Here is a 25,548-nt window from a genome sequence, read left to right as displayed (position 1 = left end):
CCGGCGTAAGGGCGCAGGCTAGTCCGCATTCTCCGCCGTCATCATCCGCGAAGGCGGATGATCCAGTATCCAGAGACATCAGTTGGATCCGGAGTGGCTGCGGCGCACTGTATGCCCCGCCCCCGTGCGCAAGAGCGCACTAGGCGGGGCATGACAGTTTGCCCTATGGCTTCACCGGCGCCGGCGGCCCGTACGCCTGGGCTTCCTTGTCCGCCTTCGGCTCCCGATCCCCACCCAGCACGCGCTGCACCGAGACGAAGAACACCGGCACCATCAGCAGCGCCAGGATCACCACCGCGATCATGCCGCCCATCACGATTGAGCCGAGCGCCTGCTGGCTGGCGCCGCCGGCGCCGTGGGCGATGGCCATGGGCAGCACGCCGCAGATGAAGGCAAGGCCGGTCATCAGGATCGGGCGGAAGCGCAGGCGGCAGGCTTCGATGGTGGCTTCCACCAGCGGCTTGCCCTCTTTCCGCAGATCCTTGGCGAACTCGATGATCAGGATCGCGTCCTTGGCCGCAAGACCAATGATGGTGATGAGGCCGACGGTGAAATAGACGTCGTTGGGCAGGCCCCGCAGCAGCGCCGCGACCACCGCGCCGACGATGCCGAGCGGCACGGTCAAGAGCACCGCGAGCGGAATGGTCCAGCTCTCGTAGAGCGCGGCGAGGCACAGGAACACCACGAACACCGAGAGGGCGAGCAGGAACGGCGCCTGCGAGCCCGACAGCTTTTCCTGCAGCGACTGGCCGGTCCAGTCATAGCCGAAGCCGCGCGGCAGCTTGCCGGCGAGCCGCTCCATCTCGGCGATGGCGTCGCCCGAGGTGAAGCCGGGCCGGGCTTCGCCGGAGATGCGCACCGCCGGATAATAGTTGAAGCCGGCGATCTGCGTCGGGCCGCGCGCCCACTCGACGGTGGCGAAGGACGAGAACGGCACCAGCTGGCCGCGGCTGTTCTTGACGTTGTAGTTGAGGATGTCCTCGGTCCGCATGCGGTCGCGGGCGTCGGCCTGCACCACGACGCGCTGCATGCGGCCGCGGTTCGGGAAGTCGTTGATGTAGTTCGAGCCGAGATTGGTCGAGATCGTGTTGTTGATGTCCTCGAAGGTGACGCCGAAGGCGCCGGCCTTCTCGCGGTCGATCACGAGGTTGACGACGCCGGCCTCGGGCAGGCCTTCGACATAGACCTTCTGCAGCACCGGGCTCGCATTGGCCTCCGCGATCAGCTGTTCGGCGGCGCGCATCAGGGCCGGATAGCCCTTCTGGCCGCGGTCCTGGAGGCGGAACGAGAAGCCCGAGGAGTTGCCGAGATTGTCGATCGGCGGCGGCTGCAGCGCGGAGATCTTGGCGTCGCGGACCGACGCGCCCAGATCACGGTTGATGTCGGCGACGATCGCGGCGGCGGAGTCCTGCGGCCCACGCTCGGACCAGTCCTTCAGCGTGATGAAGGCCTGCGCGGTGTTCATGCCCTGGCCGGAGAAGCTGAAGCCGGTGAGGAAAGTGACGTTGTCCACGCCCGGCCGCTGCGCCAGATATTTTTCCACCTTCTCGATCACCGCCTCGGTGCGGGCATAGGACGAATCCGACGGCGTCTGCACGTCGGTGGTGACGAAGCCCTGGTCGTCGACGGGCAGGAAGCCGCCGGGCAGATTGACGAAGGCCCATGACAGGCCGACGAGCAGCGCGACATAGACCAGCATCAGCCGGCCGGTGCGCTTCAGCGAGAAGCCGACGGTGCGCGCGTAGCGAAACCGGCAGGCCTCAAGCAGGTGATTGAAGCGGCTGAACACGACATTGGTCGAATGGCCGTGCCCCTTGGCGACCGGCTTGAGCAGCGTCGCGCACAGCGCCGGGGTCAGCGACAGCGCCAGGAAGGCGGAGAAGCCGATCGCGGCGACCATGGTCACGGAGAACTGGCGGTAGATGATGCCGACCGAGCCCGGAAAGAACGCCATCGGCACGAACACCGCCATCAGCACCAGCGTGATGCCGATGATGGCACCGGTGATCTGCGACATCGCCTTGCGCGTCGCTTCCTTCGGCGGCAGGCCTTCCTCGGCCATGATGCGCTCGACGTTCTCGACCACGACGATGGCGTCGTCGACCAGGATGCCGACCGCCAGCACCATGCCGAACATCGAGAGCATGTTGATGGAATAGCCGGCGAGCAGCAGGATGGTGCAGGCGCCCAGCAGCGCCACCGGCACCACGATGGTCGGAATGATGGTGTAGCGGATGTTCTGCAGGAACAGGAACATCACCACGAACACCAGCACCACGGCCTCGAGCAGCGTCGTCAGCACCTTCTTGATCGAGGCCTCGACCACGGGCGTGATGTTGTAGGGAATCTCGTAGGCGATGTTGGCCGGGAAGAAGCGCGACAGCTCCTTCATCTTCTCCTCGACCGCGCTCGCGGTCGCCAGCGCGTTGCCTGTCGGCGACATCAGCACGGAGAGACCGGCGGTCGGCTTGCCGTCGAGACGGGTGTTGAACTGGTAGCTGAGGCCGCCGACCTCGATGCGCGCGACGTCGCGCAGACGAACGGTCGAGCCGTCGGCATTGGCGCGCAGGATGATGGCGCCGAATTCATCCGGGGACGAGAGCTGGCCCTTGACCAGAACAAGCGCCGAGGTGCGCTGGGTCGCGGTCGACGGCTCGGCGCCGATGCTGCCGGAGGCGACCTGCGCGTTCTGCGCGGATATCGCCTTGTTGACGTCATCGGCGGTCAGCCCATAGCCGACGAGCTTGGCCGGATCGACCCAGACGCGCAAGCTGCGCTCGGTTGAATAGAGCGTGGCGCGGCCGACGCCGGGGATGCGGCGGATCTCGCCGAGCACGTTGCGGATCATGAAGTCGCCGAGGCCGACCTCGTCGAGGCTGCCGTCGGTCGAGTTCAGCGTGATGATCTGGAGCACCGCACTGGAGGCTTCCTCGACCAGGATGCCCTGCTGGATCACCGCGCGCGGCAGCCGCGCCTCGACACGCTTGAGGCGGTTCTGCACCTCGACCGAGGCGTCGTTGGTGTTGGTGCCCGGTTGGAAATTGGCGATGATCTCGACTTGGCCGAGCGAGTCGCTGGTGGATTCGAAATTGAGGATGCCGGAGGCGCCGTTGAGCTCCTCCTCGATCAGCCGCGTCACGCTGTTGTAGAGGTTCTCGGGCGAGGCGCCAGGATAGCTGGTCGAGATCGAGATCGAGGGCGGCGCGATGATCGGATATTGCGCGACCGGCAGCAGCGGGATCGAGATCGCGCCGATCAGACAGATGAACAGCGCGACGACCCAGGCGAAGATCGGCCTGTCGATGAAGAAGCTGGCCATGGCGGGTTACCGCGTGACCTTGAGAGCGTGCCGGTTGTCGGCGCTTGCCTCGGCCTCGGACCAGGATTGCGGCTTGACCTTGTCGCCGGCCGCGAATTTCTGGAAGCCTTCGACCACGACCTTATCGCCGGCCTTCAGGCCGTCGGTGACGAACCAGACGCCGTCCTGCACCGAGCCGGTGCGCACCGGCTGCACCGCGATGCGGTTGTCGTCCTTGACCACGAACACCTCGCTGCCACCGCCGCCGTTGCGCTGGATCGCCTGCTGCGGCACCGCGATCGCGTCGGAGTCGAGACCCTGGTCGATGCGGACACGGACATACATGCCCGGCAACAGCTCGCGCTTGGGATTGCGGAACTCGCCGCGCAGCGTGACCTGGCCGGTGTGGGCGTCGACCTTGGCATCGGAGAACAGCAGCTTGCCGTCGAGCGAATAGAGAGTGTTGTCGTCGAGCACGAGGTTCACCTTGGCGGCATCGGCGGCGATGCGCTCGAGGTCGCCGCTCTCGAAGGCGCGGCGCAGCTGGTTGAGCTCGTTCACCGACTGGGTGAAGTCGGCATAGATCGGATCGAGCTGCTGGATGGTGGCAAGATTGGTCTCGTTCTGGACCGCGAGCGCGCCTTCGCTGACCAGCGCCGCACCGACGACGCCGTCGATCGGCGCCCGCACGGTGGCATAGTCGAGATTGAGTTTTGCGCGCGCGAGATCGGCCTTGCGGCCCTCGACTTCGGCATGGGCCTGGCGCTCGCCCGCGATGGCCTTCTCGTTCTCGGCCTCAGGCGCGGCGCGCTGGCTGGTGAGCGTCGCGATGCGGTGCGCCTGCTGCCTGGCCTGCATCAATGCGGCCTCGGCTTTGGCGAGCGCAGCCTCGTTGGCCAGCACCTCGACCTCGAACGGACGCGGATCGATGCGGTAGAGCGGATCGCCCGCCTTCACTTCGCTGCCCTGTCGGAACAGACGCTCGACCACGATGCCGGAAATGCGCGGCCGCACGTCGGAGACGCGCGTCGGCGAAATGCGGCCAGGCAGTTCGCGCACCACGGCGCGCGGCTGCGGCTTGACGACGACGATGCTGACATCAGGATCGACCGGCTGCACGGCGGAAACAGCGGAGGCCGAATCGTCACAAGCGCCGAGCAGCGGCGCACAGGCCGCGAGCATCAATGCAACGCATGCCGATCGCGCGCGAAGTCCTGACATGAAGTTAAGTGCCCCGATGTTGTTGAAACTGATCACGCTCCGCGCCCGGCCCATTCTGGGCGATTCCGCGCGGCTCGTGCCCTCAAAATAGAAGAGACTTGCTGCAACGCAACGCATGCCGCGGGCGGCCCAATGTCACACGGCCTATCATGCTGAGTTCAGGCCGCTTTTTGTGTCTCACCAGATTGTGAGTCGGGTTCCATCGCCGCGTGCTGCGACAGAAGACCGCAATTATACGGCGGCCTTCATCCTGTAGCGGCTGACGCCCCATTCGGTTCCATCGGCGTAGCCGAACATTCCTGCCGTTGCGAGCAAGAACCAGCGCCAGCGCCGCATCCACAGAGCGGCCTCCTCGCCATGGACCTGGCGCAATGAGGCTTCGATCGTGTCGCGATGCGCATCGAAATTGGCGAGCCAGTGATTGGCGGTGCGCTGATAATGCGTTCCGCTCCAGCACCATTCCTTCTCGATCGCGAAGATGTCGCCGAATTGCCTGACGAGGTGATGGCTCGGCATCACCCCGTCGGTGAAGATGTGCTGCGCGATCCAGTCCTCGCGATCGGTCCGATCGAACAGATGGGAGCCGGAGCGATGGGAGACGATATGCATGAAGAAGCGCCCCTCCGGCGCCAGCCATGATCGCACGCGCGTCAACAGCTTGCGCCAGTTCGTCATGCGCTCGAACATCTCGATCGAGACGATGCGGTCGAACCGGCCCTCGGGTGCGAACACGTTCATGTCGGCGGCGATCACGCGCAGGTTCGAAAGCCCGCGTAACCGCGCCTCGTCCTCGACATGGGCGCGCTGGGCCCGCGAGTTCGACACCGCCGTGATCCTGGCGTGCGGAAATTGCCGCGCCATCCACAGCGACAGCGAGCCCCAGCCGCAACCGAGCTCGAGGATGGTCTGGCCGTCGGCAAGGCCGGCATGCTCGACGGACTGGCGCAGCGCCTCCTCCTCCGCCTCCTGCAGGGTGGCGGCAGCGGTCTTGTAGAAGCAGGACGAGTATTTGAGGTTGGGTCCAAGCACCTGCGCGAAGAACGAAGCGGGCGCCTCGCGAGGCCCGGCATCCGCGTCCTCGGCGATCGGCCGCAACATCATCCGCCCGGCGAAGGCGGCATCGTCGGCCGCGCCCAGTCCGGACAGCCGCACGGCCGTGCGCGCGCAGAGGCGCTGGATCGCGGCACGGACCACCACATCCGGCAGCGGCACGCGTTCGGCAGTTCCGATGATCGCGGAAACGACGCTCATGCGACAACTCCGTCTTTGGGCGGCAGGAGGCAAAAATGCGGCCTGGGCCTGTGGAATGCCGAAGTTTTGCGAGATACGCGGGTATCAAAGCGCGGTTTCAGCATTGGGTTCCGGGTCCCGCGCGGAAATCCGCGCATCCGGCGCTTTTTTTGGCCGGGCGCTGTGCCATAGTGCGCATCGCAATCAAGTTCGTAACGGATGATACCGGCCATGCCGTCAGGCGCCTCGCCCCGCTCCCCCCTGGATATCGAGTACACGAAACTGTCCTCACCCAGCGTTTTCCTGGTGCGGATGTTGGTCTTTCTGGTGCTGTGCGCGCTGGTGGGCGTGGTGCTCTACAAGCAGATCATCCAGGCCTTTTTCGCCAATCCGGGCCTCAACGCCCTGATCGGGGCGGTGCTGTTCATCGGCATCGTGCTGGCGTTCCGCCAGGTCATCCGGCTCTACCCCGAAGTCTCCTGGGTCAATAATTTCCGCATCGCCGATCCGGGCCTGGCACCGGCCCGCCACCCAAAACTGCTGGCGCCGATGGCGATGATCCTCGGCGGCGAGCGCACCGGGCGGATGTCGATCACCCAGACCACGATGCGGCACCTGCTCGATTCGATCGCGACCCGCCTCGATGAGGCTCGGGACATTTCCCGCTACATGACCGGGCTGCTGGTCTTCCTCGGCCTGCTCGGCACCTTCTGGGGCCTGATCGAGACGGTCGGCTCGGTCGGCAAGGTGATCGACGGACTTAAAGTCGGCGGCGATTCCGGCGCCCTGTTCGACACGCTGAAGGAAGGCCTCGCCGCCCCGCTCGGCGGCATGGGCATCTCGTTCTCGAGCTCCCTGTTCGGCCTCGCCGGATCGCTGATCCTCGGCTTCCTCGATCTGCAATCGAGCCAGGCCCAAAATCGCTTCTACACCGACCTCGAAGACTGGCTCGCCACCACCGTGCGCGAATATGGCCACGGCGACGTCGCGGTCGGCTCCGGCGGCGGTGTTGCCAGCGGCGAGCTTCAGGCCGGGGTCGAGCGCTTGCGCTCCGTGCTCGAGGAAGGCAGCGCCAGCCGCGGCACCACCGCAGCAATGGCGAGCCTCGCCGAAGCGATCCAGGCGCTGGTCTCGCATATGCGGACCGAGCAGCAGATGATCCGCGAATGGGCCGACGGCCAGGGCGAGCAGAACAAAGAGATCCGCCGCCTGCTGGAGCGCATCGCGCGCCAGCCGGAGAAGGGTTAGCGACATGGCTCTGGCGCGCGGCCGCCGCGGCGATACCTCCTTCAACTACTGGCCCGGCTTCGTCGACGCGCTGTCGACGCTGGTACTGTCGATCGTATTCCTGCTGTCGGTGTTCCTGGTCGTGCAGTTCTTCCTGTCGCAGGAGGTCACCGGCAAGGACAAGATGCTGGAGCAGCTCAACGCCAAGATCGCCCAGCTCAACGAGCTGCTCTCGCTGGAAAAGCTCGGCAAGCTCACGCTCGACGACCAGGTCTCGCAGTTGAAGGCCGGGCTCGCCTCCGCCGAGACCGAGCGCGATCGCATCAAGGGCCTCTATGACGGACTGGCTGCCGCCGGCAACGACGCGCAAGGCAAGACCTCCGAGCTCGGCAAGGCGCTGGACTCGGAGAAAGCGGTCTCGGCGCGGGCGCTGGCGCAGATCGAGGTCCTGAATCAGCAGATCAGCGCGCTGCGGCGGCAATTGGCGGCACTCGAAGAGGCGCTGGATGCCAGCGAGAAGCGCGACAAGGAATCGCAGAATCGCATCGCCGACCTCGGCTCCCGCCTCAATGTCGCGCTGGCGCAGCGCGTGCAGGAATTGTCGCGCTACCGCTCGGAGTTTTTCGGCCGGCTGCGTGCCATCCTCGGCAACCGCCCAGACATCCGCATCGTCGGCGACCGCTTCGTGTTCCAGTCCGAAGTGTTCTTCGACACCGGACAGGCGATGCTGCTGCCCGAAGGCCGCGCCGAGCTCGACACGCTGGCAACGGCGCTGATCGAGCTCGACAAGAAGATTCCGAACGAGATCCCGTGGGTGCTGCGCGTCGACGGCCATACCGACGTGCGGCCGGTGAGCGGCGCCAATTTCAAGTCGAACTGGGACCTGTCCGCGGCACGCTCGATCTCGGTGGTGCAGTACCTGATCTCGCTCGGCGTCCCCGCCCAGCGCCTCGTCGCCGCCGGCTTCGGCGAATTCCAGCCGCTCGATACCGGCAATACGGAAGAGGCCTACAAGCGCAATCGCCGCATCGAGCTGAAGCTGACGGAGCGGTAGAGTGAGGATCGCACGATACTCATCCTACCGTCATGGCCGGGCTTGTCCCGGCCATCCACGATCTTCGGTCCGCGCTGACAGAAAGGCGTGGATGCCCGGGACAAGCCCGGGCATGACGACCTTCGTAAAATGAGCGCGCTCAACCTTCGCCCCTACCGGCCCGAGGACGAAGCAGCTTCCATCGACCTCTGGCATCGCACCTGGCAGCAAGCCTATCCGCAGATCGACTTCGCCGCGCGGCTGGAATGGTGGCGCGAGCGCTGGCGCAAGGATCTGGTGCCGAAGGCGTCCATAGTCGTCGCGGAAGCGGATGGTGCTCTCACCGGCTTCGTCACCATCGACGGCGACGGCTATCTCGACCAGCTTGTGGTCGACCCGGATCACTGGGGCTCTGACGCGGCCCGGCTGCTGGTCGAGGAAGCGAAACGCCTGTCACCATCAGGCATCACGCTGCTCGTCAACAAGGACAACACCCGCGCCATCCGCTTCTACGAGCGCAACGGCTTTTCGCACGCGGGCGACGACGTGAACCCGACCTCGGGCCGGCCGGTGCTGAAGATGGTTTGGCGAGCGTGACGCCTGTCACGCCGGCATCCTCTCACGTCGGTTATTCGTTATCCCAGTCAGGACAAGCGGATGGAGATGAACGATGCGACTGAGCGACCTGGCCAAGGGGTCTTCGGTCTTTCTGGGCGTCTTCGTCGCTGGCTATCTGTCGACGACCTATGTCGACCAGCGTTTGGCAACGCCGGTGAAGGCGGGTAACACCGAGCCTGCAAACAGCCCTGCTGCATCGGCCTGCGTCGATGCGGACGGGAGCTGGAAGAACTGGCCGTGGCCGAACGTGCCAACGCTCTCGCCGAAGTGCCGGTAGAGCCGAAAGCGCGTTCCGAGAAACCTTACGCCGTCTCAGCCTGACGCCGAAGCCAGAGGTTCGGAACGGCTTCGTTCGAATAGCCGGAGATGAAGTCGCGAGCAGATCCCGTCCGGGCGTCGAAGATGGAGCGGCGGATCGTTCCGATATTGCCGCCATAGACGTGAATGCTGATCGAGGACCGATCCGGCAACCCGTTCGAGATGGCGTGAATGTCGCCAATGTCGGGCGACACGGCCCCCACGCTCCCCTGCGTAAGCCGCTCCGCCGGGCCAGCCTCGAGCGAACCGTCGCCGGACCGCGCGTAGCTGACCGAGATCTCTTCGCCGCGCAGAACGCCGACCAGTCCCCAGACGCGATGGTCATGAATGGGTGTGCCTTGGCCGGGTCCCCAGACGAAGCTCACGACCGAGAAGCGATCAAGTGGATCGGCATAGAGCAGATGCTGCTGATACGCCTTGCCGTCGGCGACGGCGTAAGCGGCCGGCAGCCAGTCATCGACACTGACGAGTGCCTTCAGTTTCGGACTGAGCTCGGCGACGATGGCCGCCTCGCCCGATCCGGACTCGACGATGCGGGCGGCGTCAGCGACGAAGTTCGCGAGACGGGCGATATTGGTCATTGCAGTTTGCCTGAAACATGGGGGAACGAAGTCATGGACGTCATCGCCATCGCTCTTGCGGATTGACGGTCGCGTCCCGGACGAACGCCAGGTGCATTCGTGCCACTTTTCGATCAATCGCGCGAACAGAGCATGCAGGGACGCAAGATATTTCATACCCCTCCACGTTCGGCGGGGTCTCGGCGTTCGCGATACCACGTCTCGTCCGGCTTCGAAAACAGCTAACCGCGAACGCAGGCGTCAAATCGTCGTTTCGAAAAACGATGCTGCGATGCCATCGCTGAAGAGAACAGCGTCGACGTCGCGTCGCAAAAAATGGATTTCCCTGCCATCGAATTTTGCGTCGGAGTTTGCGAAGTTGTCCCCGCCTCGATCGAGGTGGAGAATTCTCGCATTCATGACGGACGCATCACTACTTTCCGGGCCAGCCGCTGCCGCAGCGAGCGCGGCGGTCGTTCGCAAGGAGGCCGTGCCGCGCGCCTGCGCCCCCGTCGTCGTGTCGGTCGTTGCCGATATATCCGATCGGGCCGGCGGGATGGCGCCGGCACGCGCGCGCGGTGCGGCCCTGCGGCGGGTGCTGCTGCCCTGGCTGCTTCCGCTTGGACTGCTGGGGATCTGGCAGCTGCTGTCGGCGACGGGAATCATCTCGACCGCGATCGTGCCCGCGCCACTCGACATCTGGGATGCCGCCGTGCAGCTCGCGCAGCGCGGCGAATTGCAGCGCGACATCCTGGTCAGCCTGCGCCGGGTGGCAATCGGATTTGTCATCGGCGCGACCGGGGGCCTGCTGCTCGGCCTGTTCGTAGGCCTGTTCGAGCCGGTCCGCGATCTGCTCGACCGCTCGTTGCAGATGATACGGACCATTCCGCATCTGGCGCTGGTGCCGTTGATGATCCTCTGGTTCGGGATCGGCGAGGAGCCCCGGCTGATCCTGGTGGCGATTGGATCGCTGTTTCCGGTCTACATCAACACCGTCGGCGGCATCCGCAACGTTGATCCGAAATTGATCGAACTCGGCAAATCCTACGGTCTCGGGCGGACCGAGCTGATCTGGTCCATCGTGCTGCCGGCCGCGCTCCAGCCGATCCTGGTGGGCATCCGCTATGCGCTCGGCGTCGCCTGGCTCACCCTCGTTGTCGGCGAAACGATCGCATCGCGCGACGGAGTGGGCTATCTCGTCCAGAACGCCCGTGAATTGCTCCGCATCGACATCATCGTCCTCGCCATCATCCTCTACGCCATCGCGGGCTGGCTGTCCGACCTCGTCACCCGCGTGATCGAGCGGCGTCTTCTGCGCTGGCACCCCAACTACGCCGATCGGGCAAACGCATGAGTGGCGCGGAGGTCAGCCTGCGCGGGCTGGGCAAATCATTCGGCACACGCGAGGTGCTGCACGCCGTCGATCTCGATGTCGCGGCGGGCCAGTTCGTTTCGATCATCGGACCGAGCGGTGCCGGCAAGTCGACCCTGTTGCGCCTCGTCGCCGGGCTGGATTCGGCGACCACCGGTCGTATCGAATTGCGAACGCGAGGCCACAAGGCCGATGTCCGCATGATGTTTCAGGAGGATCGGCTGCTGCCGTGGCGCACGGTCCAGCGCAACGTGGTGCTGGGCCTCAAGCGCCGCGAGCAGGATGCGGCGGATATCCTGCGCGCCGTAGGGCTTGAAGGGCGCGGAAGCGAATTTCCGATCGTGCTGTCCGGCGGACAGCGCCAGCGCGTGGCGCTGGCTCGCGCGCTGATTCACGAGCCGGACCTGCTGCTGCTCGACGAGCCCTTCGGCGCGCTCGACGCGATTACCCGCGCGGCGATGCAGCTGCTGCTCGAGCAGCTCCTGGCTGCACGTCCCCGGACCGTCCTGCTCGTGACCCACGACGTGGAGGAAGCCCTGCTGCTGTCGGACCGCGTGCTTCTGATCAAGGACGGCGGAATTGCGCGGGACCTCAGCTTCGACGGGCCCCGGCCGCGCCATCGCGGCGATCCCGCACTCGCGGCGCTGAAGGAAGAACTGCTCGACGGGTTGCTGACGGCCGAGGGGAGCCTGGCGGCGGTCGCATGACACAACGAAAGGACAGACAGATGACATCTCATTCGAACGGCGCCAAGACAAGCGGGATTTCGCGGCGACGCCTGCTCGCCGCGTCTGGAGCTGCGGCCGTCACGGCATCGATCGGTGCGCGCGGATTGTCCGGCGCGCACGCCGCCGAGGCTGCGCCGCCGCAATTGACGGTGGCGGTGATCGGGGACGGCCGCACCGGCGTGTGGGCGTCACTGCGGGCAGGCGTCGGCGGACGCAATCTCGAGCAGGAACTCGGCACCAGGATCGTCTGGCAGCCGGGCTTCACGGCATCGCTCCCGGTCATGGAGGCCGTCAAGGCCGGATCGGTGGACTTCACGTTTGCGACCGCGACGGCCGTGGTGAACGCCATTCCGGCGCGCGTGCCGATCGTGCCGCTGGCGGCCTATCCGCTGCCGTCGGACGAGGTCGATTTCTTCGTGCAGGCGAACTCGCCGATCAAAACCGCAGCCGATCTCAAGGGCAAAAAGATCGCCCATCAGAACGGAACCACCGGGACCTACAGCCTGATCAAGTACCTTGAGACGGCGGGTTTGCGCCTCACCGACGTCCAGGCCGTCAGCCTCAGCGGTGCAGACGCGTTCACGGCCTTTGCCCAAGGCAGCGTTGACGGCTGGATCCACTGGCAGCCGGCGACCGCGCTGGCACTCGCCAAGCTCGGCGACAAGGCGCGTCCGCTGCCAAACGTGAAGACCTACGACTATGCCTTCTACGTCGCGCGCAGCGAGGTGGCTGCAAAGTACCCGCAGGTGTTTGCGAAATTCGTCAAGATCATTCGCGAGACGCAGGCCTACATCTTCGCCCATCCGGCCGAGTCCGTCGCCCTGTGGGCGTCCCAGGGCGGCTTCCCGCCAAACGGCAGCGAACAGGCGGTCTATGAGAGGTTGATCCGCGATGCACGGCTCTCCGATTCAGGCGCGATTGCCCTGAAGCCGGTCGACGAAGCAGCCGCGGCCGCGACCCAGGACCTCGCCGACAACTTCCATTCGCTCGGCGTGCTGCCGAACAAGGTCGACGTGCGGTCATTCCTGCTCGGCTCGCAATTCGACGCGGCCAAGAAGGCCGTCGCATCGGAGCTTGGCGCATGAGGCAGCGCCGGGCAGCCGACAACACGGAGAAGACGTCATGAGTGCTTCAGTCGGCGAAACGGTGACGATCACCTCCGCCGCCATCGGCCTGTTCGGCCGCTACCTGATCAGCGCGGGAAAGAACCACTTCGTCTCCGACCAGCGCGCCGCAGCCGGCGGGCCCGGCGAGGCGATCACCGCCGGCGAGTTGCTGCTGTCGTCACTCGGCAGTTGTTCGCTCGGCCTGATCCAGAAGAACGCGGCCGAGCAGGGCATCGGCTTGCGCGATGCCGCGACCGCGGTGTCGTTTCAACGTCATGCCACCGATCCCACGCGTTACGAATGGATCCGCATTGCGGTGAAGTTGTCCGGCGTAACGGCAAGCCAGGCCGAAGTGCTGGTCGGCGGCTTTACGTCCACCTGCCCGATCTACAACACGCTGAAGCGTGGCGGGCCTGTCGAAATCTCCTGGACTGTGAGCTGACCATGTCTGCCAAGAAGCTTCATCTTGCCGCCTTCGTCTCCGCCGGTCCGGTGTCCGGCAGTCACGGCGGGTGGCGACACCCGCAGGCCAGCGGCGATCTGCTCTCCGCCAGCTATTACCAGGAGATCGGCCGCCTGCTGGAGCAAGGGTGTTTCGATCTCCTCTTCATTCCCGACATCGTCGCCATCCCCGACACGCTCGGCCACAGCCTGGACAGCCAGCTCCGCTACGGCGCGCTGGGCGCGCTGCGGCTCGATCCGCTGGTGGTGCTGTCGATCGTGGCGGCGGCGACCAAGCACATCGGCCTCGGCGTGACGATCTCCACGACCTACACCCAGCCGTTCATCCTGGCGCGGGCGCTGGCGACGCTCGACCATCTCAGCGGCGGCCGCGCGGCGTGGAACATCGTCACATCGTTCCAGCAGGCGGAGGCGCGCAATTTCGGCCTCACCGACCAGCTGTCGCGCGAGCAGCGCTACGAACGCGCCGACGAATTTCTTGATGTTACGACCAAGCTGTGGAATTCGTGGCAGGACGACGCCCTGGTCCGCGACCGCGAGGCGCCGCTGTTTGCCGATCCGGACCGGGTGCACCGGATCGATCATTCCGGAAAATATTTCAACGTGCAGGGACCGCTCAACGTGAGCCGACCGCCGCAGGGGCGCCCGGTGTTCATCCAGGCCGGTGCCTCGGATCGCGGCCGCGATTTTGCCGCGCGCTGGGCCGAGATCGTCTTCGTCACGCCGGGCCTCGTCGATGTCGCCGTCGAATTCCGCAACGATTTGCGCGCGCGTGCCGCCAGGTTCGGACGCGATCCGGATACGCTGAAGGTGCTGCCGGGCATTGCGCCCGTGATCGCCGATACCGAGAAGCAGGCCAAGACATTGTGCGACGAATTGTACGGCCTTGCCGATCCGACCGCTGGCCTTTCGACGCTGTCCTATCATCTCGGCGTCGATCTCTCGCACTTCCCGCAGGATCAGGTTCTGCCGGAGAATCTCGACGTGCCGGGAGTCCAGGGCCACTACCGCGAGGTCTCGGAGCTCACCCGCCGTTCGGGTCTCAGCCTCGCCAACCTCGGACGGCAGTACGGCGCCGGGCGCACCACCATCGGCTTCACCGGAACGCCGGGGTCGGTAGCCGATCGCATGCAGGAATGGTTCGAAGCCGGGGCCTGCGACGGCTTCATGCTGCAGATCCCCTATTTCCCCGGCGGCGTCGAGGACGTCGTGCATCGGCTGGTGCCGGAATTGCAGCGTCGCGGTCTGTTCCGCACCGAGTATGACGGCCCGACCCTGCGCGACTCGCTCGGCATTGCGCGGCCCGCAAACTGAGAAGCAGCGATTAGCGGTTGGGACGCAAAGCTCCTGCGACAAGCTCACCTGTCATCACCCCGCGAAGGCGGGTGATCCAGTACGCCGCGGCTTCTCGATCGATCACTGTGGTCTCGAAGTACTGGATCGCCCGCTTTCGCGGGCGATGACACCTCGGGTGGAGCGGCGCTCAGAACGCCTCACTCGCTCACGCCCCCTCGAACTGCAACCTCGCCAGCCGCGCATAAAGTCCGTTCGCAGCCACGAGCTCGGCATGCGTGCCCTGCTCGACGATTCGGCCCTGGTCCATGACCAGGATGCGGTCGCAGGACAGCACGGTGGCGAGGCGATGCGCGATCACCAGCGTGGTGCGGTGGCGCATCAGCTCTTCCAATGCGGTCTGCACCAGCGTCTCGCTTTCGGCATCGAGCGCGGAGGTGGCTTCATCGAGCAGCAGCAGCGGCGCATCGCGCAGGATCGCGCGGGCAATGGCGATGCGCTGGCGCTGGCCGCCGGACAGCGTCACGCCGCGCTCGCCGAGCGGGGTGTCGAAACCTTCGGGCAGGCGGCGTATGAATTCGGCGGCGTGCGCGAGCTCGGCGGCGCGCTCGACCTCGGCGTCGGTCGCATCGGGACGGCCGAAGCGGATGTTCTCGCGGGCGGTCGCCGCGAACACGTTGGATTCCTGCGGCACCAATGCGATGCGGGAGCGGACATCGCGCGGATCGGCGGATCTGACCGGCACGCCATCGAGCGAGATGGCACCGCCACGCGGATCGTAGAAGCGCAGCAGCAGATGGAAGATCGTGCTCTTGCCGGCGCCGGACGGACCGACGATGGCGACCTTCTCGCCCGGGCGCACCGCGAATGACACGGCATCGAGCACTCTGACGTCGGGCCGCGCGGGATAGGAGAAGCTGACATGGTCGAAGCCGACCTCGCCGCGCGCCGGCACCGGCAGCGCGCGCGGCGATGCGGGCGCCGCGATCTCGGGCTTCACGTGCAGAATCTCGAACAGCCGCTCGGCGGCACCGGAGGCGGACGAGACTTCGCCCCAGACTTCGCTGAGCTGGCCGAGGCCCGCAGCGGCAAAGGCGGCGTAGAGCACGAACTGTCCAAGCCGGCCCGGCGTGATCGCACCGCTCAGCACGTCGTGCGAGCCGATCCAGAGGATCGCGACCACGCTTGAGAACACGATGAAGATGATGATGGCGGTTAGCACGGAGCGGGCCTGAGTAGACGTGCGCGCGGCTTCATAGGCCTGCTCGACCTCGCCGCCAAAACGCTTCCCGGCAAACGGTTCGCTGGTATAGGCCTGCACGGTACGGATCGCGCCGACCAGCTCGCCCGCGTAGGCCGAAGCTTCCGCCAGCGTGTCCTGCGCATTGCGCGACAGACGCCGCACCCAGCGGCCGAAGGCAACCAGCGGCAGCACGATCAGGGGAATGGCCAGCAGCACGAAACCCGACAGCTTCGGGCTGGTGATCACCATCATCGCCGCCGCGCCGAAGAACATCATCAGATTGCGCAGCGCGATCGAGACGGAGGCGCCGACTGCGGATTTGAGCTGGGTGGTGTCGGCGGTGAGCCGCGAGATCAGCTCGCCGCTGCGCGCCGAATCGAAGAAGGCCGGGGAGAGCGACAGCAGATGGGCGAAGACGTCGCGCCTGAGATCGGCAACGATACGCTCGCCGATCGTCATCACGAGGTAGTAACGCGCGGCGCTCGCCAGCGCGAGAACGGCGACCACCGCGATCATCACCGAGAAGTAGCTGTTGATCAGTTCGATGCCTTCCGGCGTCAGGCCGAAATCGATCATCCGGCGTACCGCCACCGGCACCAGCAGCGTGGTCAGTGCAGCGATCGTCAGTGCGACGAAGGCGAGCGCCGCGCGGCCACGATAGCGGGCGACGTAGGGCGCAAGCGCCATCAACGGCCGCAGCTTGGCGCGGCTCTTCGCCGGCTGCTCGATCAGTTCGGCTTCGATCGACGAGGCTTCTGCGGGCCCGGCTTCAACTGCGCTCATTGGAATCCGACCAAAAAAGAGACGTTGGCTCCACATAGGCCGGTGCAGGGGGAGTGGCAAATCCGGAATGTCCCTTAGGGGACGGCCCGGTTCTCCTGTCCCGACAAGGGCTTGTTTTAGGGGGGCAAGCTTGTCTTCAAGGGGTCTGTGGGGTATAGAGCGCCCAAATCCGTCATCGACATCACTCAAGCGAGCGGCGCCGGTCGCCCTAGGAATTGCCATGAAAGCCGAAATTCATCCGGATTATCATACGATTAAGGTCGTGATGACCGACGGGACCGAGTACCTGACCCGCTCCACCTGGGGCAAGGAAGGCGACACGCTGAACCTCGACATCGACCCGAAGTCGCACCCGGCCTGGACCGGCGGCAACGCCCAGATGCTCGATCGCGGCGGCCGCGTCTCGCGGTTCCAGAAGAAGTTTTCGGGCTTTCTCAAAAAGGATTGATCCGGCCCACAAGGCTGGAACGCAAAACGCCCCCGGGAGACCGGGGGCGTTTTGTTTTTTGGGCTACTGTTAGGGGTGCTCCATCCCCGTCATCCTGAGGTGCGAACCATGCGACGCAACGCGTCGCGTGGAGAGCCTCGAAGGATAGACGGCCGGGATGCACCAGCCGGGCCGTCGCCCTTCGAGGGCCGCTGAAAAAGCGGCCACCTCAGGGCGACGGAGTTGGAATTAGACCCTACCGCTCGAACGCCGCCTTCAGCGCGTTGAGGTGCGGCACCAGCGGGTTGCCGATGGCGACGTGTTCAGCCGGCGGGGTGTGGATGGTGGTGTCGAGACGACGCACGCGGGTCTGCAGGCTCATCGAGCGATGGATCAGGTCCTGCAACTGCGTGGGCAGCTTCTCGATGGTGTCGCTCGGGCCGGGATCGGCGGCCGAGAGCTTGACCTTGGTCTTCTCGCGATTGGCCTGGCCCAACGTCATCTCGCCTTCCTTCACCGCGCGGTGCAGCAGCAGCCACGAGGCGAGCTGCATCAGGCGGGTGGTGAGGCGCATGCTTTCGGTCGCATAGGTGAGGCTGACGGCGCGATCGAGTGCCTTGGCTTCGATGCGGCCGGCGCCGTCGAGATAGGCCGCAGTCTCTTCGACGAGGTCCATGCCCTCGCGGAACAGCGTGCCGAACGCCGCAGAATTGGTGAACCGCTCGCTGAGTTGAACGAGAGCGCCGTCGGCTTGCAAACGTTCCATGGTTAACGCCCCTTACGCAACTGTTTACCCATCCGGCTTAGGCGCCGGCTTATGATGAACAAATCATTGCGCGGGCCGGACCCGGAGTCCAGCGACAAGCGCGGATATGGTTTCCGCGGGTCTTTCCCCGGAATTCAACCTGATTTCACCCGGGGTGGGAGGCAAAAAAAGAGCCGCCGGAAAACCGGCGGCTTTGAAAGTTGATAACAGGGAGGCGTCAAACAGAGTGGACAGGAGCCACTCGGTGTCCAAACAAGGACAGTTCCTAGTCATAAACCCGAAAGCTTAATCGGGAGTAAACGAGCTAAATTTTTGAGGGTTCGTTAGCCATGTCGGCCAGAGGCCGAGGGGGTCTCGTGCCCCGGACGCGGTGCGGCACGAAGTGCTGCACTGCTGAGCCCGGGCCCATGCTGCGCCATCCCGTGTGGCTTCTTAGGTCCCGGCTCCGCGGAGCGTCACTGCGTGCCGCACCGCGTCCGGGACACGAGAGCGGAGTACTGCGCCCTACGACTTGAAAATGCTGTTCGCCGCATCGCGCGAGGCGCGCTTTTTGGTGGCGGCTTCTTCCAGCCTTGCGATTTCGGCCTTGAGCAGGGCGACACGCTCGGTCAGTTCCTCGACCGACAAGAGTGAGAGATCCTGTCCGATGTCATGGCTGATCTTCCTGCGCGGGCGGTCGTCGTCTTCCGTCGGCATCCTCGTTCCTCCTGCGTTCGCGCCGGCACGCGGCTGAGGCTGTTGCCAGCTTGGACCGCGCTGGCTAAGCAATGGCCTCAATGCATCCCGCACCTTTGCTCAAGGACACATCATGGACAAGCTGCCCGCGCAAATGACCGTGGTCGCCATCTCCAAGCCCGGCGGACCGGAGGTGCTGGTGCCGGAACAGCGGGCGCTGCCGCAGCCCGGCCCCGACGAGATCCTGGTCAAGGTGCAGGCCGCCGGCGTCAACCGGCCCGACGTGGCGCAGCGCTCCGGCGCCTATCCGCCGCCGCCCGGCGCCAGCGACCTGCCGGGGCTCGAGATCGCCGGTGAAGTGGTCGCCGTCGGCAGCAACGCCAGGCGCCACAAGATCGGCGACAAGGTGATGTCGCTCGTCGCCGGCGGCGGTTATGCGCAGTACTGCATCGCCCAGGACGCCCAGGCGATGAGCGTTCCGCCGGCGCTGTCGATCAAGGAAGCCGGCGCGCTGCCGGAAACCCTGATGACGGTCTGGCACAACGTATTCGAGCGCGGCGGCCTGAAGGCCGGCGAGACGCTGCTGATCCATGGCGGCTCTTCCGGCATCGGCACCATGGCGATCCAGCTCGCGAAAGCGTTCGGCGCAAAGGTGTTCGTCACCGTGGGATCGCAGGACAAGATCGATGCCTGCCTCAAGCTAGGTGCCGACCGCGCCATCAACTACAAGACCGAGGACTTCGTCGCCGTGGTCAAGGCGGAAACCGGCAATGCCGGCGTCAATCTGATCCTCGACATGGTCGCCGGCGAATATGTCGACCGCAACTATGATGCCGCCGCGGTCGACGGCCGGATCGTGCAGATCGCGACCCTCAACGGCCCCAAGGTGACCGTCAACATCGCCAAGGTGATGGTGAAGCGCCTTACCCATACCGGCTCGACGCTGCGTCCCCGTAGTAATGCGGACAAGGCGGCGATGGTGGCCGCGATCGAGGCCAAAGTGATGCCGCTGCTGCGCGAGGGCCGCGTCAAGCCACTGATGGACAGCACTTTCCCGCTGGAAAAGGCGTCTGACGCGCACCGGCGCATGGAGACCTCCGCACATATTGGCAAAATTGTGTTGGAGGTCTAGGCCGCTGACCCATCCGGCAAGGCGGAAACCCTTTGATTTTCCTTGCTTTCGTGGCATCTATCGCGACGCGCCGAACCATGTCCGTCCGGCCTGAAATCGCATGCACTTGCCAGCCTTGCACACCAAGTTTGCGTCGAACGCGGAGAACTGACCTTGCGTCTGATCAGGTGCCTCGCGCCCATCGCGCTGGGCCTCATGATTCTCATCGCCGCGTCTCCTGCACGCGCGCTCGACGCTGTCAGCGTCCGCAGTGACGCGCCCGCGATCGACCTCACCGGCGTGCTCGAGCACCAGCGCAGCGATGCCGACCGCATCCAGGTCTCGACCGCGCCCGGCACCGACGGCATCGTCCGCCGCATCGAGGTGCGCGCCCGTGAAGGCGGCCAGAACTGGGTTGTATTCGCGCTCGCCAACAACACCGACGACCAGCTCGACCGCCTGATCGTCGCCCCCCATTACCGCATCGTCTCCTCCGGCCTGCTCTGGCCCGACCTCGGGCTGTCGCGCATCGCGACCATCACGCCCTCGACCGGCGACCGGCCGGAACGGCAGGAAAGCCCCACCGCCGACGTCTTCCGCGTCACGCTCGACCCCGGCGCCGTCATCACTTTCGTTGCCGAGCTGCGCACCGACAAGCTGCCGCAGCTCTATCTGTGGGAGCCCGAGGCCTACAAGGATAAGGTCAACTCCTTCACGCTCTACCAGGGCATCGTGATCGGCATCTCCGGTCTGCTGGCGCTCGTTCTCACCATTCTGTTCGTGGTCAAGGGCAGCATCATGTTCCCAGCAGCCGCGGCGCTGGCCTGGGCGGTGCTGGTCTATATCGGCGTCGATTTCGGCTTCTGGGGCAAGGTGCTCGACATGTCGAACAACGCTGAGCGCATCTGGCGCGCGGCGGGTGAGGCGATCCTGGCGGCGACGCTGCTGGTGTTCCTGTTCGCCTATCTCAACCTCAGCCGATGGCACGTGCGCTATTCGCACATCACGGTGGGCTGGCTCGCCTTCCTCGGTTCGCTGGTGGCGCTGGCCCTGTTCGATCCGGCGGTGGCCTCCGGCATCGCGCGCATCTCGCTGGTGCTGATCGCCTTCGCCGGCTTCGCGCTGATCGTCTATCTCTCGACCCACGGCTTCGACCGCGCGGTGCTGCTGATCCCGACCTGGTTCCTGCTAGTGGTCTGGGTGGTCGCCGCCGGCATGACGGTCGCAGGTTCCGTCACCAACGACATCGTCGGCCCTGCCCTGCTCGGCGGCCTCGTGCTGATCGTGATGCTGATCGGCTTCACGGTGATGCAGCATGCTTTCGCGGGCGGCGGCGCCACCACCGGGATCGTCTCCGACATCGAGCGCCGCGCGCTGGCGCTGGCCGGCTCCGGCGATCTGATCTGGGACTGGGACGTGTCCGCCGACAAGGTCTTCACCAGCCCCGAGACCGAGGCCCTGCTCGGCCTCAAGCGCGGCACGCTGGAAGGCCCGGCCGCATCGTGGCTGGAAGTGCTCCACCCGCTCGACCAGGACCGCTTCCGCGCCGCGCTCGACAGCGTGCTCGACCAGCGCCGCGGCCGCCTGGTGCAGGATTTCCGCCTGCGCACGCCGGACGGTCATTTCATGTGGTTCGCGCTGAAGGCGCGCCCGGTGGTCGGTTCCGACGGCGAAGTCTCACGCGTGGTCGGCACGCTCACCGACGTCACCGAGCTGCGCAACGCCGAAGAGCGCATGCTGCACGATTCCGTGCATGACAACCTCACCGGCCTGCCCAACCGCAAACTGTTCATGGACCGGCTGGGGGCGGTCGCGCATTTCGCCAAGACCATGCCGACGCTGCGGCCGACGCTGATGGTGATCGACCTCGACCGCTTCAAGCAGGTCAACGATTCCGTCGGCATCGCGGTCGGCGATTCCATCCTGCTGACGCTTGCGCGACGCCTCACCCGCATCCTGAAGCCGCAGGATACGCTGGCGCGGCTCGCCGGCGACCAGTTCGGCCTGATCCTGCTCTCGGAGCAGGACCCTGCCCGCATCACCGCTTTCGCCGAGACCATCCGCAAGACCATCCGCGCGCCGATCGCATTCAACGAGCGCGAGATCTTTCTCACCGCCTCGATCGGGCTCGCGCTGTCCGATCCGCAAGTCCAGCTCACGGACGAAATCATCAAAGACGCCGAGCTGGCGATGTATCATTCCAAGCGCATCGGCGGCGACCGCATCGACGTCTACAAGCCCGCCATGCGCGCGCGAAAGACCGACCGCCTGACGCTGGAGAGCGAGCTGCGCCGCGCCATCGAGCGGCAGGAGCTCACGATCCTCTACCAGCCGATCGTACGGCTGGAGGACCGCTCCGTCGCGGGCTTCGAGGCGCTGGTACGCTGGGATCATCCCAAGCTCGGGCGCATGGCGCCGTCGGAGTTCATCAGCATCGCGGAAGAGACCGGCCTGATCGTCGATCTCGGCATGTTCGTGCTCGACCAGACCGCCAAGCAGCTCTCGATCTGGCAGCGCGCGATGCGCTCGCGCGAGCCGATCTTCGCGAGCGTCAACGTCTCCTCGCGGCAATTGCTGCGCCACGATCTGATCCACGACATCCGCACCGTGCTGTCGCGCTCCTCGGTGGCACGCGGCACGCTCAAGCTCGAATTGACGGAATCGCTGGTGATGGAGAATCCGGAGCACGCAGCGCAGATGCTGACGCGCATCCGCGAACTCGGCACCGGATTGTCGCTCGACGATTTCGGCACCGGCCATTCGTCGCTGGCCTATCTGCAGCGCTTCCCGTTCGACACCATCAAGATCGACCAGTCGTTCGTGCGCACCACCAACCGCGGCACCCGTCCGGTGATCCTGAAGTCGATCATTGCGCTCGCACACGACCTCGGCATGGACGTGGTGGCCGAAGGCGCCGAGACCGATTCCGATGCGGTCGAACTCTACCAGATGGGCTGCGAATATGCGCAGGGCTTCGCCTTCGGCGAGCCGATGGACGCTGACGCCGCGATGCGGCTGCTGACGGAAGTGCGGCTGGAAGCGGCGAGCTAGGCGCTCCTCTTCCCCCTACCCCTGGCGCCGCCGGTCAGTCTTCAGCTTGGTGAACCGCACGCTCTGGCCATCCGGCATTCGCATGGCCTTGAAGCCCGCGGCGAGACAGGCCTCGCGCTGCGGCATCTGGATGTCGGGGCTGCGCGAGGTGTCCCACCATGAGGCACGGTTGGCCGCGCGCGGCAGGGCCGCGCCGATGATCTCCTCGATCTGCTCGAAGCTGAGCACGAATTCCGCCTGCTTGTGCCGCATCAGATAGTCGCGCAACGCGTCGTAATCGTTCACAATCGTCCTCTCGTCCGGAGCGGGATCTGGCCGATCGGGCCTGCCGAAAATCGTTAGCCGGATAAACCGCTTCTTAACTCATTGCGGCATCGGCGTCCCGGCTTAAACACTACGCAAGAATTCGGGCGCATCCACTAGGGCCGGGAGCAAAAGATGCTGTCTGGATGGTGCGACGTCACGGCCCGCCGGCCGTGGCGCATATCGGCGAAGCTGCTGATCATCTCGTCCATCGTGACGGTGATGGGCTTTTCCGCCATTTGCGTCAACGTCATGCTCGACATGCGCCGCGGCGAGGAGGCGCTCGCCCGCCAGACGCTGGAAAACCTCGCCACATCCATCGACGCCGACATCAGCCGCAACATCGAGATCTACGACCTCTCCCTGAAGGCGGTCGCCGGCAACATGCTGCTGCCCGAAATCAACGCGGTCTCAAAGACGATTCGTCACCTGATCCTGTTCGACCACGCCACGACGGCGAAGCATTTCGGCGCCATCCAGGTGTTCGATGCCGAGGGCAGATTGACCATCGACGCCTCCACCCTCGATCCCCTGCCGGAGAACCGGGGGGATGAGGATTATTTCAGGGTTCATCGCGACAATCCGGGCGCCGGACTCTTCATCAGCCGTCCGATGCTGTTCCGCGGCACCTATTCGATCGTGCTGAGCCGGCGCATCAGCGATACCGACGGCGGCTTCCTCGGCGTCGTCGCCGGGTCGATCCGCTTCAGCTATTTCCACGAATTGTTCGAGCGCCTGAACCTCGATCCCGAAGATACCATCACCGTGCTCAAGCGCGACCGCACCATCATGATGCGGCGGCCGTTCGATCTCGACATCATCGGCAGGAGTCTGGGCACGCGGCAGGACTGGAAGTCGGAAAACCTCCAGGTTGGCGGTTCCTATGCGGGCAAGGGCCCCGTCGACGCAACCCCGCGGCTCTATGTCCGCAGCAGCGGAACCAATCCGCTGTTCGTCGTGGCCGGCAAGCCGCTGAGCGCCGTGTTCGCACTGTGGCAGAGGGAGGCACTCCGTATCGGCGCCGTGGTGTTGCTGCTCGCGCTATTCCTGCTGGGATCGGCGATCGGGCTGGCGCGCGAGATCGGCCGGCGCGCCGAGGCCGAAAGCAAGCTCGAGGAGATGGCGACGACGGACGCGCTGACCGGCCTGAAGAACCGCCGCAAGTTCGACCAGGTAATCGACAGCGAGTGGCGACGTGCCATCCGCCAGAAGACGCCGGTCGCGCTGTTGATGATCGATGCCGATCACTTCAAGGCCTACAACGACACGTTCGGCCACCAGGCCGGCGACCAGGTGCTGGTCGGCATCGCCATATGCATTTCCGATTCGGTAAGCCGCGCCGGGGATTGCGCCGCGCGCTATGGCGGCGAGGAGTTCGCCGTGCTGCTGCCGAACACCTCAGCCACCGACGCCTTCAAAGTCGCCGAGGCGATCCGCGGCAAGGTGCAGGGCTGGTCCGACGACCAGACGACGTCGACGGTCTCCTGCGGCATCGCCAGCCTCGTTCCCGCGATCGGCATGGACTGGTCGATCCTGGTCGCCGCAGCAGACAAGGCGCTCTACGCGGCGAAAGCCGGCGGCCGCAACCAGTCCGTGGTCGCAAGCCTTCCGAAGCTGTCGCTGGCGGCGTGAGGCACGCTACTGACTGCGGTTGAGCGCGACGCAATCCGCAACAGCCTCGGTGTCGTCCCCGCGCAGGCGGGGACGGCAGCGGAATGTGTTGCAGCTACTTCCCCAGATACTTCTTCATCTCCGCGATCAGCCCGTCGCGCAATTCCGGCCGCTGCAGGCCGTAGGCGATGTTGGCGCGGAGAAAGCCGGGCTTGGAGCCGCAATCATGGCGCTCGCCTTCGAACTCGACGCCGTAGAATTTCTGCGACCTGGCAAGCCCGATCATGGCGTCGGTGAGCTGGATCTCGCCGCCGGCGCCGCGCTCCTGGGTCTCGAGAATCTTGAAGATTTCCGGCTGCAGGATGTAGCGGCCGGTGATCGAGAGGTTGGAGGGCGCGGTGCCCTTGGCCGGCTTCTCGACCATGCCGTCGACCTCGAACATCTTACCAGTGCGCTTGCCGACGCCGCAGATGCCGTATTGATGGGTGAGATGGTCGGGCACCGCCTCGACCGCGATGACGTTGGATTTTTCGCCGAGCGTCGACGCCGTCTCGATCATCTGCTTCAGGCAGCCGGTGGTGTTGAGCACGAGCTCGTCGGGCAGCACGACCGCGAACGGCTCGTTGCCGACGATGTCGCGCGCGCACCAGACCGCGTGACCAAGGCCGAGCGGGGCCTGCTGGCGCGTGAAGCTGACGGCGCCGGCCTCCGGCTGGTTCTGCGCCAGGATGTCCTGCTCGGTCTTCTTGCCGCGCGCGGCAAGCGTCGCGTCGAGCTCGAACATCTTGTCGAAATGATCTTCGATGACGTTTTTGTTGCGGCCGGTGACGAAGATGAAATGCTCGATGCCGGCTTCCCTCGCCTCGTCATAGACGTACTGGATCAGCGGCTTGTCGACGATGGTCAGCATTTCCTTAGGCATCGCCTTGGTGGCGGGCAGTACGCGGGTGCCGAGGCCGGCGACGGGGAATACGGCTTTGCGGATTTTCATGGGATTGATCGAATACCTGAGGAGATACGTGAACGGAGCAATGGCATCTTGCTAGCTTGTTTGCAGCCGCCAACAAAGGCGGATGTGGGGCCTCGCGCGCTCAGAGTTAAGAAAAAAGCAG

General features: G+C 65.4%; 22 protein-coding genes. 13 read left to right on the top strand and 9 right to left on the bottom strand.

The genetic code is table 11. The features are described from left to right. Positions 1–163 precede the first annotated feature (163 nt). From FNV92_RS05300 to FNV92_RS05290, 3 genes are all read right to left on the bottom strand, one after another. Entirely contained in the window at positions 164–3,319 is a 3,156-nt protein-coding gene (locus FNV92_RS05300; RefSeq protein WP_143841818.1) for a multidrug efflux RND transporter permease subunit, read from the bottom strand. A 6-nt stretch (positions 3,320–3,325) separates the two neighbouring features. Next, positions 3,326–4,519 (bottom strand): efflux RND transporter periplasmic adaptor subunit, encoded by a 1,194-nt coding sequence (locus FNV92_RS05295; RefSeq protein ID WP_143841819.1) that lies wholly within the window; start codon positions 4,517–4,519, stop codon positions 3,326–3,328. A 231-nt stretch (positions 4,520–4,750) separates the two neighbouring features. Next, positions 4,751–5,770, bottom strand: a complete 1,020-nt coding sequence (locus FNV92_RS05290) for an SAM-dependent methyltransferase (protein WP_143841820.1) — start codon at positions 5,768–5,770, stop codon at positions 4,751–4,753. A gap of 210 nt (positions 5,771–5,980) precedes the next feature. Between FNV92_RS05290 and FNV92_RS05285 the strand changes: the two genes are divergently transcribed. The 4 genes from FNV92_RS05285 to FNV92_RS05270 all read left to right on the top strand — a co-directional run bounded on the left by FNV92_RS05285 (position 5,981) and on the right by FNV92_RS05270 (position 8,904). Then, positions 5,981–6,997 carry a flagellar motor protein MotA gene (locus FNV92_RS05285; RefSeq protein WP_334266090.1) on the top strand — a complete coding sequence of 339 codons (1,017 nt, stop codon included), beginning with the start codon at positions 5,981–5,983 and terminating at the stop codon, positions 6,995–6,997. A 4-nt stretch (positions 6,998–7,001) separates the two neighbouring features. Continuing rightward, positions 7,002–8,030 (top strand): peptidoglycan -binding protein, encoded by a 1,029-nt coding sequence (locus FNV92_RS05280; RefSeq protein WP_143841821.1) that lies wholly within the window; start codon positions 7,002–7,004, stop codon positions 8,028–8,030. A 129-nt stretch (positions 8,031–8,159) separates the two neighbouring features. Next, on the top strand, positions 8,160–8,606 hold the full coding sequence (locus FNV92_RS05275; RefSeq protein WP_143841822.1) for a GNAT family N-acetyltransferase: 447 nt from the start codon (positions 8,160–8,162) through the stop codon (positions 8,604–8,606). Between the two features lie 73 nt (positions 8,607–8,679). Further along, complete coding sequence (locus FNV92_RS05270; RefSeq protein WP_143841823.1) at positions 8,680–8,904, top strand: hypothetical protein; 225 nt, start codon at positions 8,680–8,682, stop codon at positions 8,902–8,904. Positions 8,905–8,929: 25 nt separating this feature from the next. Here FNV92_RS05270 and FNV92_RS05265 read toward each other — a convergent pair whose 3' ends face one another. Continuing rightward, positions 8,930–9,526 (bottom strand): cysteine dioxygenase family protein, encoded by a 597-nt coding sequence (locus FNV92_RS05265; RefSeq protein ID WP_143841824.1) that lies wholly within the window; start codon positions 9,524–9,526, stop codon positions 8,930–8,932. 397 nt (positions 9,527–9,923) lie between these two features. Between FNV92_RS05265 and FNV92_RS05260 the strand changes: the two genes are divergently transcribed. The 5 genes from FNV92_RS05260 to FNV92_RS05240 are packed head-to-tail and all read left to right on the top strand — an operon-like array spanning position 9,924 to position 14,487. Further along, positions 9,924–10,859, top strand: a complete 936-nt coding sequence (locus FNV92_RS05260) for an ABC transporter permease subunit (RefSeq protein ID WP_186355501.1) — start codon at positions 9,924–9,926, stop codon at positions 10,857–10,859. Continuing rightward, positions 10,856–11,584: an ABC transporter ATP-binding protein gene (locus tag FNV92_RS05255; RefSeq protein ID WP_143841825.1), complete on the top strand. Its 729-nt coding sequence runs from the start codon at positions 10,856–10,858 to the stop codon at positions 11,582–11,584. The genes FNV92_RS05260 and FNV92_RS05255 overlap by 4 nt, the downstream gene beginning before the upstream one ends. Before the next feature lie 20 nt (positions 11,585–11,604). After that, positions 11,605–12,690 (top strand): ABC transporter substrate-binding protein, encoded by a 1,086-nt coding sequence (locus FNV92_RS05250; RefSeq protein WP_143841826.1) that lies wholly within the window; start codon positions 11,605–11,607, stop codon positions 12,688–12,690. 37 nt (positions 12,691–12,727) lie between these two features. Beyond that, positions 12,728–13,153, top strand: a complete 426-nt coding sequence (locus FNV92_RS05245) for an OsmC family protein (RefSeq protein ID WP_143841827.1) — start codon at positions 12,728–12,730, stop codon at positions 13,151–13,153. A gap of 2 nt (positions 13,154–13,155) precedes the next feature. Continuing rightward, positions 13,156–14,487 carry an LLM class flavin-dependent oxidoreductase gene (locus FNV92_RS05240; RefSeq protein WP_014439700.1) on the top strand — a complete coding sequence of 444 codons (1,332 nt, stop codon included), beginning with the start codon at positions 13,156–13,158 and terminating at the stop codon, positions 14,485–14,487. Between the two features lie 187 nt (positions 14,488–14,674). On the opposite strand, the gene FNV92_RS05235 is transcribed toward FNV92_RS05240, so the two are convergent. Beyond that, on the bottom strand, positions 14,675–16,492 hold the full coding sequence (locus tag FNV92_RS05235; protein WP_143841828.1) for an ABC transporter ATP-binding protein/permease: 1,818 nt from the start codon (positions 16,490–16,492) through the stop codon (positions 14,675–14,677). A gap of 220 nt (positions 16,493–16,712) precedes the next feature. On the opposite strand from FNV92_RS05235, the gene rpmE reads away from it, so the two are divergent. Further along, positions 16,713–16,940 (top strand): 50S ribosomal protein L31, encoded by a 228-nt coding sequence (gene rpmE / locus FNV92_RS05230; protein ID WP_014439698.1) that lies wholly within the window; start codon positions 16,713–16,715, stop codon positions 16,938–16,940. 235 nt (positions 16,941–17,175) lie between these two features. On the opposite strand, the gene rcdA is transcribed toward rpmE, so the two are convergent. Both rcdA and FNV92_RS05220 read right to left on the bottom strand, forming a co-directional pair. Then, positions 17,176–17,685: a protease adaptor protein RcdA gene (gene rcdA / locus FNV92_RS05225; protein WP_014439697.1), complete on the bottom strand. Its 510-nt coding sequence runs from the start codon at positions 17,683–17,685 to the stop codon at positions 17,176–17,178. Positions 17,686–18,189: 504 nt separating this feature from the next. After that, a complete protein-coding gene (locus FNV92_RS05220) occupies positions 18,190–18,381 on the bottom strand; it encodes a DUF1192 domain-containing protein (RefSeq protein WP_143841829.1) in 192 nt (63 codons plus the stop codon). Positions 18,382–18,493: 112 nt separating this feature from the next. On the opposite strand from FNV92_RS05220, the gene FNV92_RS05215 reads away from it, so the two are divergent. Both FNV92_RS05215 and FNV92_RS05210 read left to right on the top strand, forming a co-directional pair. Next, complete coding sequence (locus tag FNV92_RS05215; protein ID WP_143841830.1) at positions 18,494–19,492, top strand: NAD(P)H-quinone oxidoreductase; 999 nt, start codon at positions 18,494–18,496, stop codon at positions 19,490–19,492. A 153-nt stretch (positions 19,493–19,645) separates the two neighbouring features. Continuing rightward, on the top strand, positions 19,646–22,522 hold the full coding sequence (locus FNV92_RS05210; RefSeq protein ID WP_168213341.1) for an EAL domain-containing protein: 2,877 nt from the start codon (positions 19,646–19,648) through the stop codon (positions 22,520–22,522). 15 nt (positions 22,523–22,537) lie between these two features. Here the strand turns inward: FNV92_RS05210 and FNV92_RS05205 are convergent, their stop codons facing one another. Further along, the gene (locus tag FNV92_RS05205) at positions 22,538–22,807 is read right to left on the bottom strand and encodes a DUF7662 domain-containing protein (RefSeq protein WP_168213342.1); all 270 of its coding nucleotides are present in this window, start codon (positions 22,805–22,807) and stop codon (positions 22,538–22,540) included. A 153-nt stretch (positions 22,808–22,960) separates the two neighbouring features. On the opposite strand from FNV92_RS05205, the gene FNV92_RS05200 reads away from it, so the two are divergent. Further along, positions 22,961–24,457, top strand: a complete 1,497-nt coding sequence (locus FNV92_RS05200; RefSeq protein WP_143841832.1) for a sensor domain-containing diguanylate cyclase — start codon at positions 22,961–22,963, stop codon at positions 24,455–24,457. A 94-nt stretch (positions 24,458–24,551) separates the two neighbouring features. Here the strand turns inward: FNV92_RS05200 and galU are convergent, their stop codons facing one another. Further along, a complete protein-coding gene (gene galU / locus FNV92_RS05195; RefSeq protein ID WP_143841833.1) occupies positions 24,552–25,427 on the bottom strand; it encodes a UTP--glucose-1-phosphate uridylyltransferase GalU in 876 nt (291 codons plus the stop codon). Positions 25,428–25,548 lie beyond the last annotated feature (121 nt).

This window comes from Bradyrhizobium cosmicum (assembly GCF_007290395.2).
GTDB classification, from domain to species: Bacteria; Pseudomonadota; Alphaproteobacteria; order Rhizobiales; family Xanthobacteraceae; genus Bradyrhizobium; species Bradyrhizobium cosmicum.
The sequence above is the reverse complement of the archived record's forward strand: the minus strand, read 5'-3'. Positions and strand labels throughout refer to the sequence as shown.

Bases quoted from the DNA above. Each gene is read 5' to 3' on its own strand.
- FNV92_RS05235 (WP_143841828.1), bottom strand. From the start codon at position 16,492: ATGAGCGCAGTTGAAGCCGGGCCCGCAGAAGCCTCGTCGATCGAAGCC.
- FNV92_RS05300 (WP_143841818.1), bottom strand. From the start codon at position 3,319: ATGGCCAGCTTCTTCATCGACAGGCCGATCTTCGCCTGGGTCGTCGCG.
- FNV92_RS05245 (WP_143841827.1), top strand. From the start codon at position 12,728: ATGAGTGCTTCAGTCGGCGAAACGGTGACGATCACCTCCGCCGCCATC.
- FNV92_RS05270 (WP_143841823.1), top strand. From the start codon at position 8,680: ATGCGACTGAGCGACCTGGCCAAGGGGTCTTCGGTCTTTCTGGGCGTC.
- FNV92_RS05255 (WP_143841825.1), top strand. From the start codon at position 10,856: ATGAGTGGCGCGGAGGTCAGCCTGCGCGGGCTGGGCAAATCATTCGGC.
- FNV92_RS05280 (WP_143841821.1), top strand. From the start codon at position 7,002: ATGGCTCTGGCGCGCGGCCGCCGCGGCGATACCTCCTTCAACTACTGG.
- FNV92_RS05220 (WP_143841829.1), bottom strand. From the start codon at position 18,381: ATGCCGACGGAAGACGACGACCGCCCGCGCAGGAAGATCAGCCATGAC.
- galU (WP_143841833.1), bottom strand. From the start codon at position 25,427: ATGAAAATCCGCAAAGCCGTATTCCCCGTCGCCGGCCTCGGCACCCGC.
- rcdA (WP_014439697.1), bottom strand. From the start codon at position 17,685: ATGGAACGTTTGCAAGCCGACGGCGCTCTCGTTCAACTCAGCGAGCGG.
- FNV92_RS05260 (WP_186355501.1), top strand. From the start codon at position 9,924: ATGACGGACGCATCACTACTTTCCGGGCCAGCCGCTGCCGCAGCGAGC.
- FNV92_RS05240 (WP_014439700.1), top strand. From the start codon at position 13,156: ATGTCTGCCAAGAAGCTTCATCTTGCCGCCTTCGTCTCCGCCGGTCCG.
- rpmE (WP_014439698.1), top strand. From the start codon at position 16,713: ATGAAAGCCGAAATTCATCCGGATTATCATACGATTAAGGTCGTGATG.
- FNV92_RS05295 (WP_143841819.1), bottom strand. From the start codon at position 4,519: ATGTCAGGACTTCGCGCGCGATCGGCATGCGTTGCATTGATGCTCGCG.
- FNV92_RS05290 (WP_143841820.1), bottom strand. From the start codon at position 5,770: ATGAGCGTCGTTTCCGCGATCATCGGAACTGCCGAACGCGTGCCGCTG.
- FNV92_RS05285 (WP_334266090.1), top strand. From the start codon at position 5,981: ATGCCGTCAGGCGCCTCGCCCCGCTCCCCCCTGGATATCGAGTACACG.
- FNV92_RS05200 (WP_143841832.1), top strand. From the start codon at position 22,961: ATGCTGTCTGGATGGTGCGACGTCACGGCCCGCCGGCCGTGGCGCATA.
- FNV92_RS05250 (WP_143841826.1), top strand. From the start codon at position 11,605: ATGACATCTCATTCGAACGGCGCCAAGACAAGCGGGATTTCGCGGCGA.
- FNV92_RS05265 (WP_143841824.1), bottom strand. From the start codon at position 9,526: ATGACCAATATCGCCCGTCTCGCGAACTTCGTCGCTGACGCCGCCCGC.
- FNV92_RS05275 (WP_143841822.1), top strand. From the start codon at position 8,160: ATGAGCGCGCTCAACCTTCGCCCCTACCGGCCCGAGGACGAAGCAGCT.
- FNV92_RS05215 (WP_143841830.1), top strand. From the start codon at position 18,494: ATGGACAAGCTGCCCGCGCAAATGACCGTGGTCGCCATCTCCAAGCCC.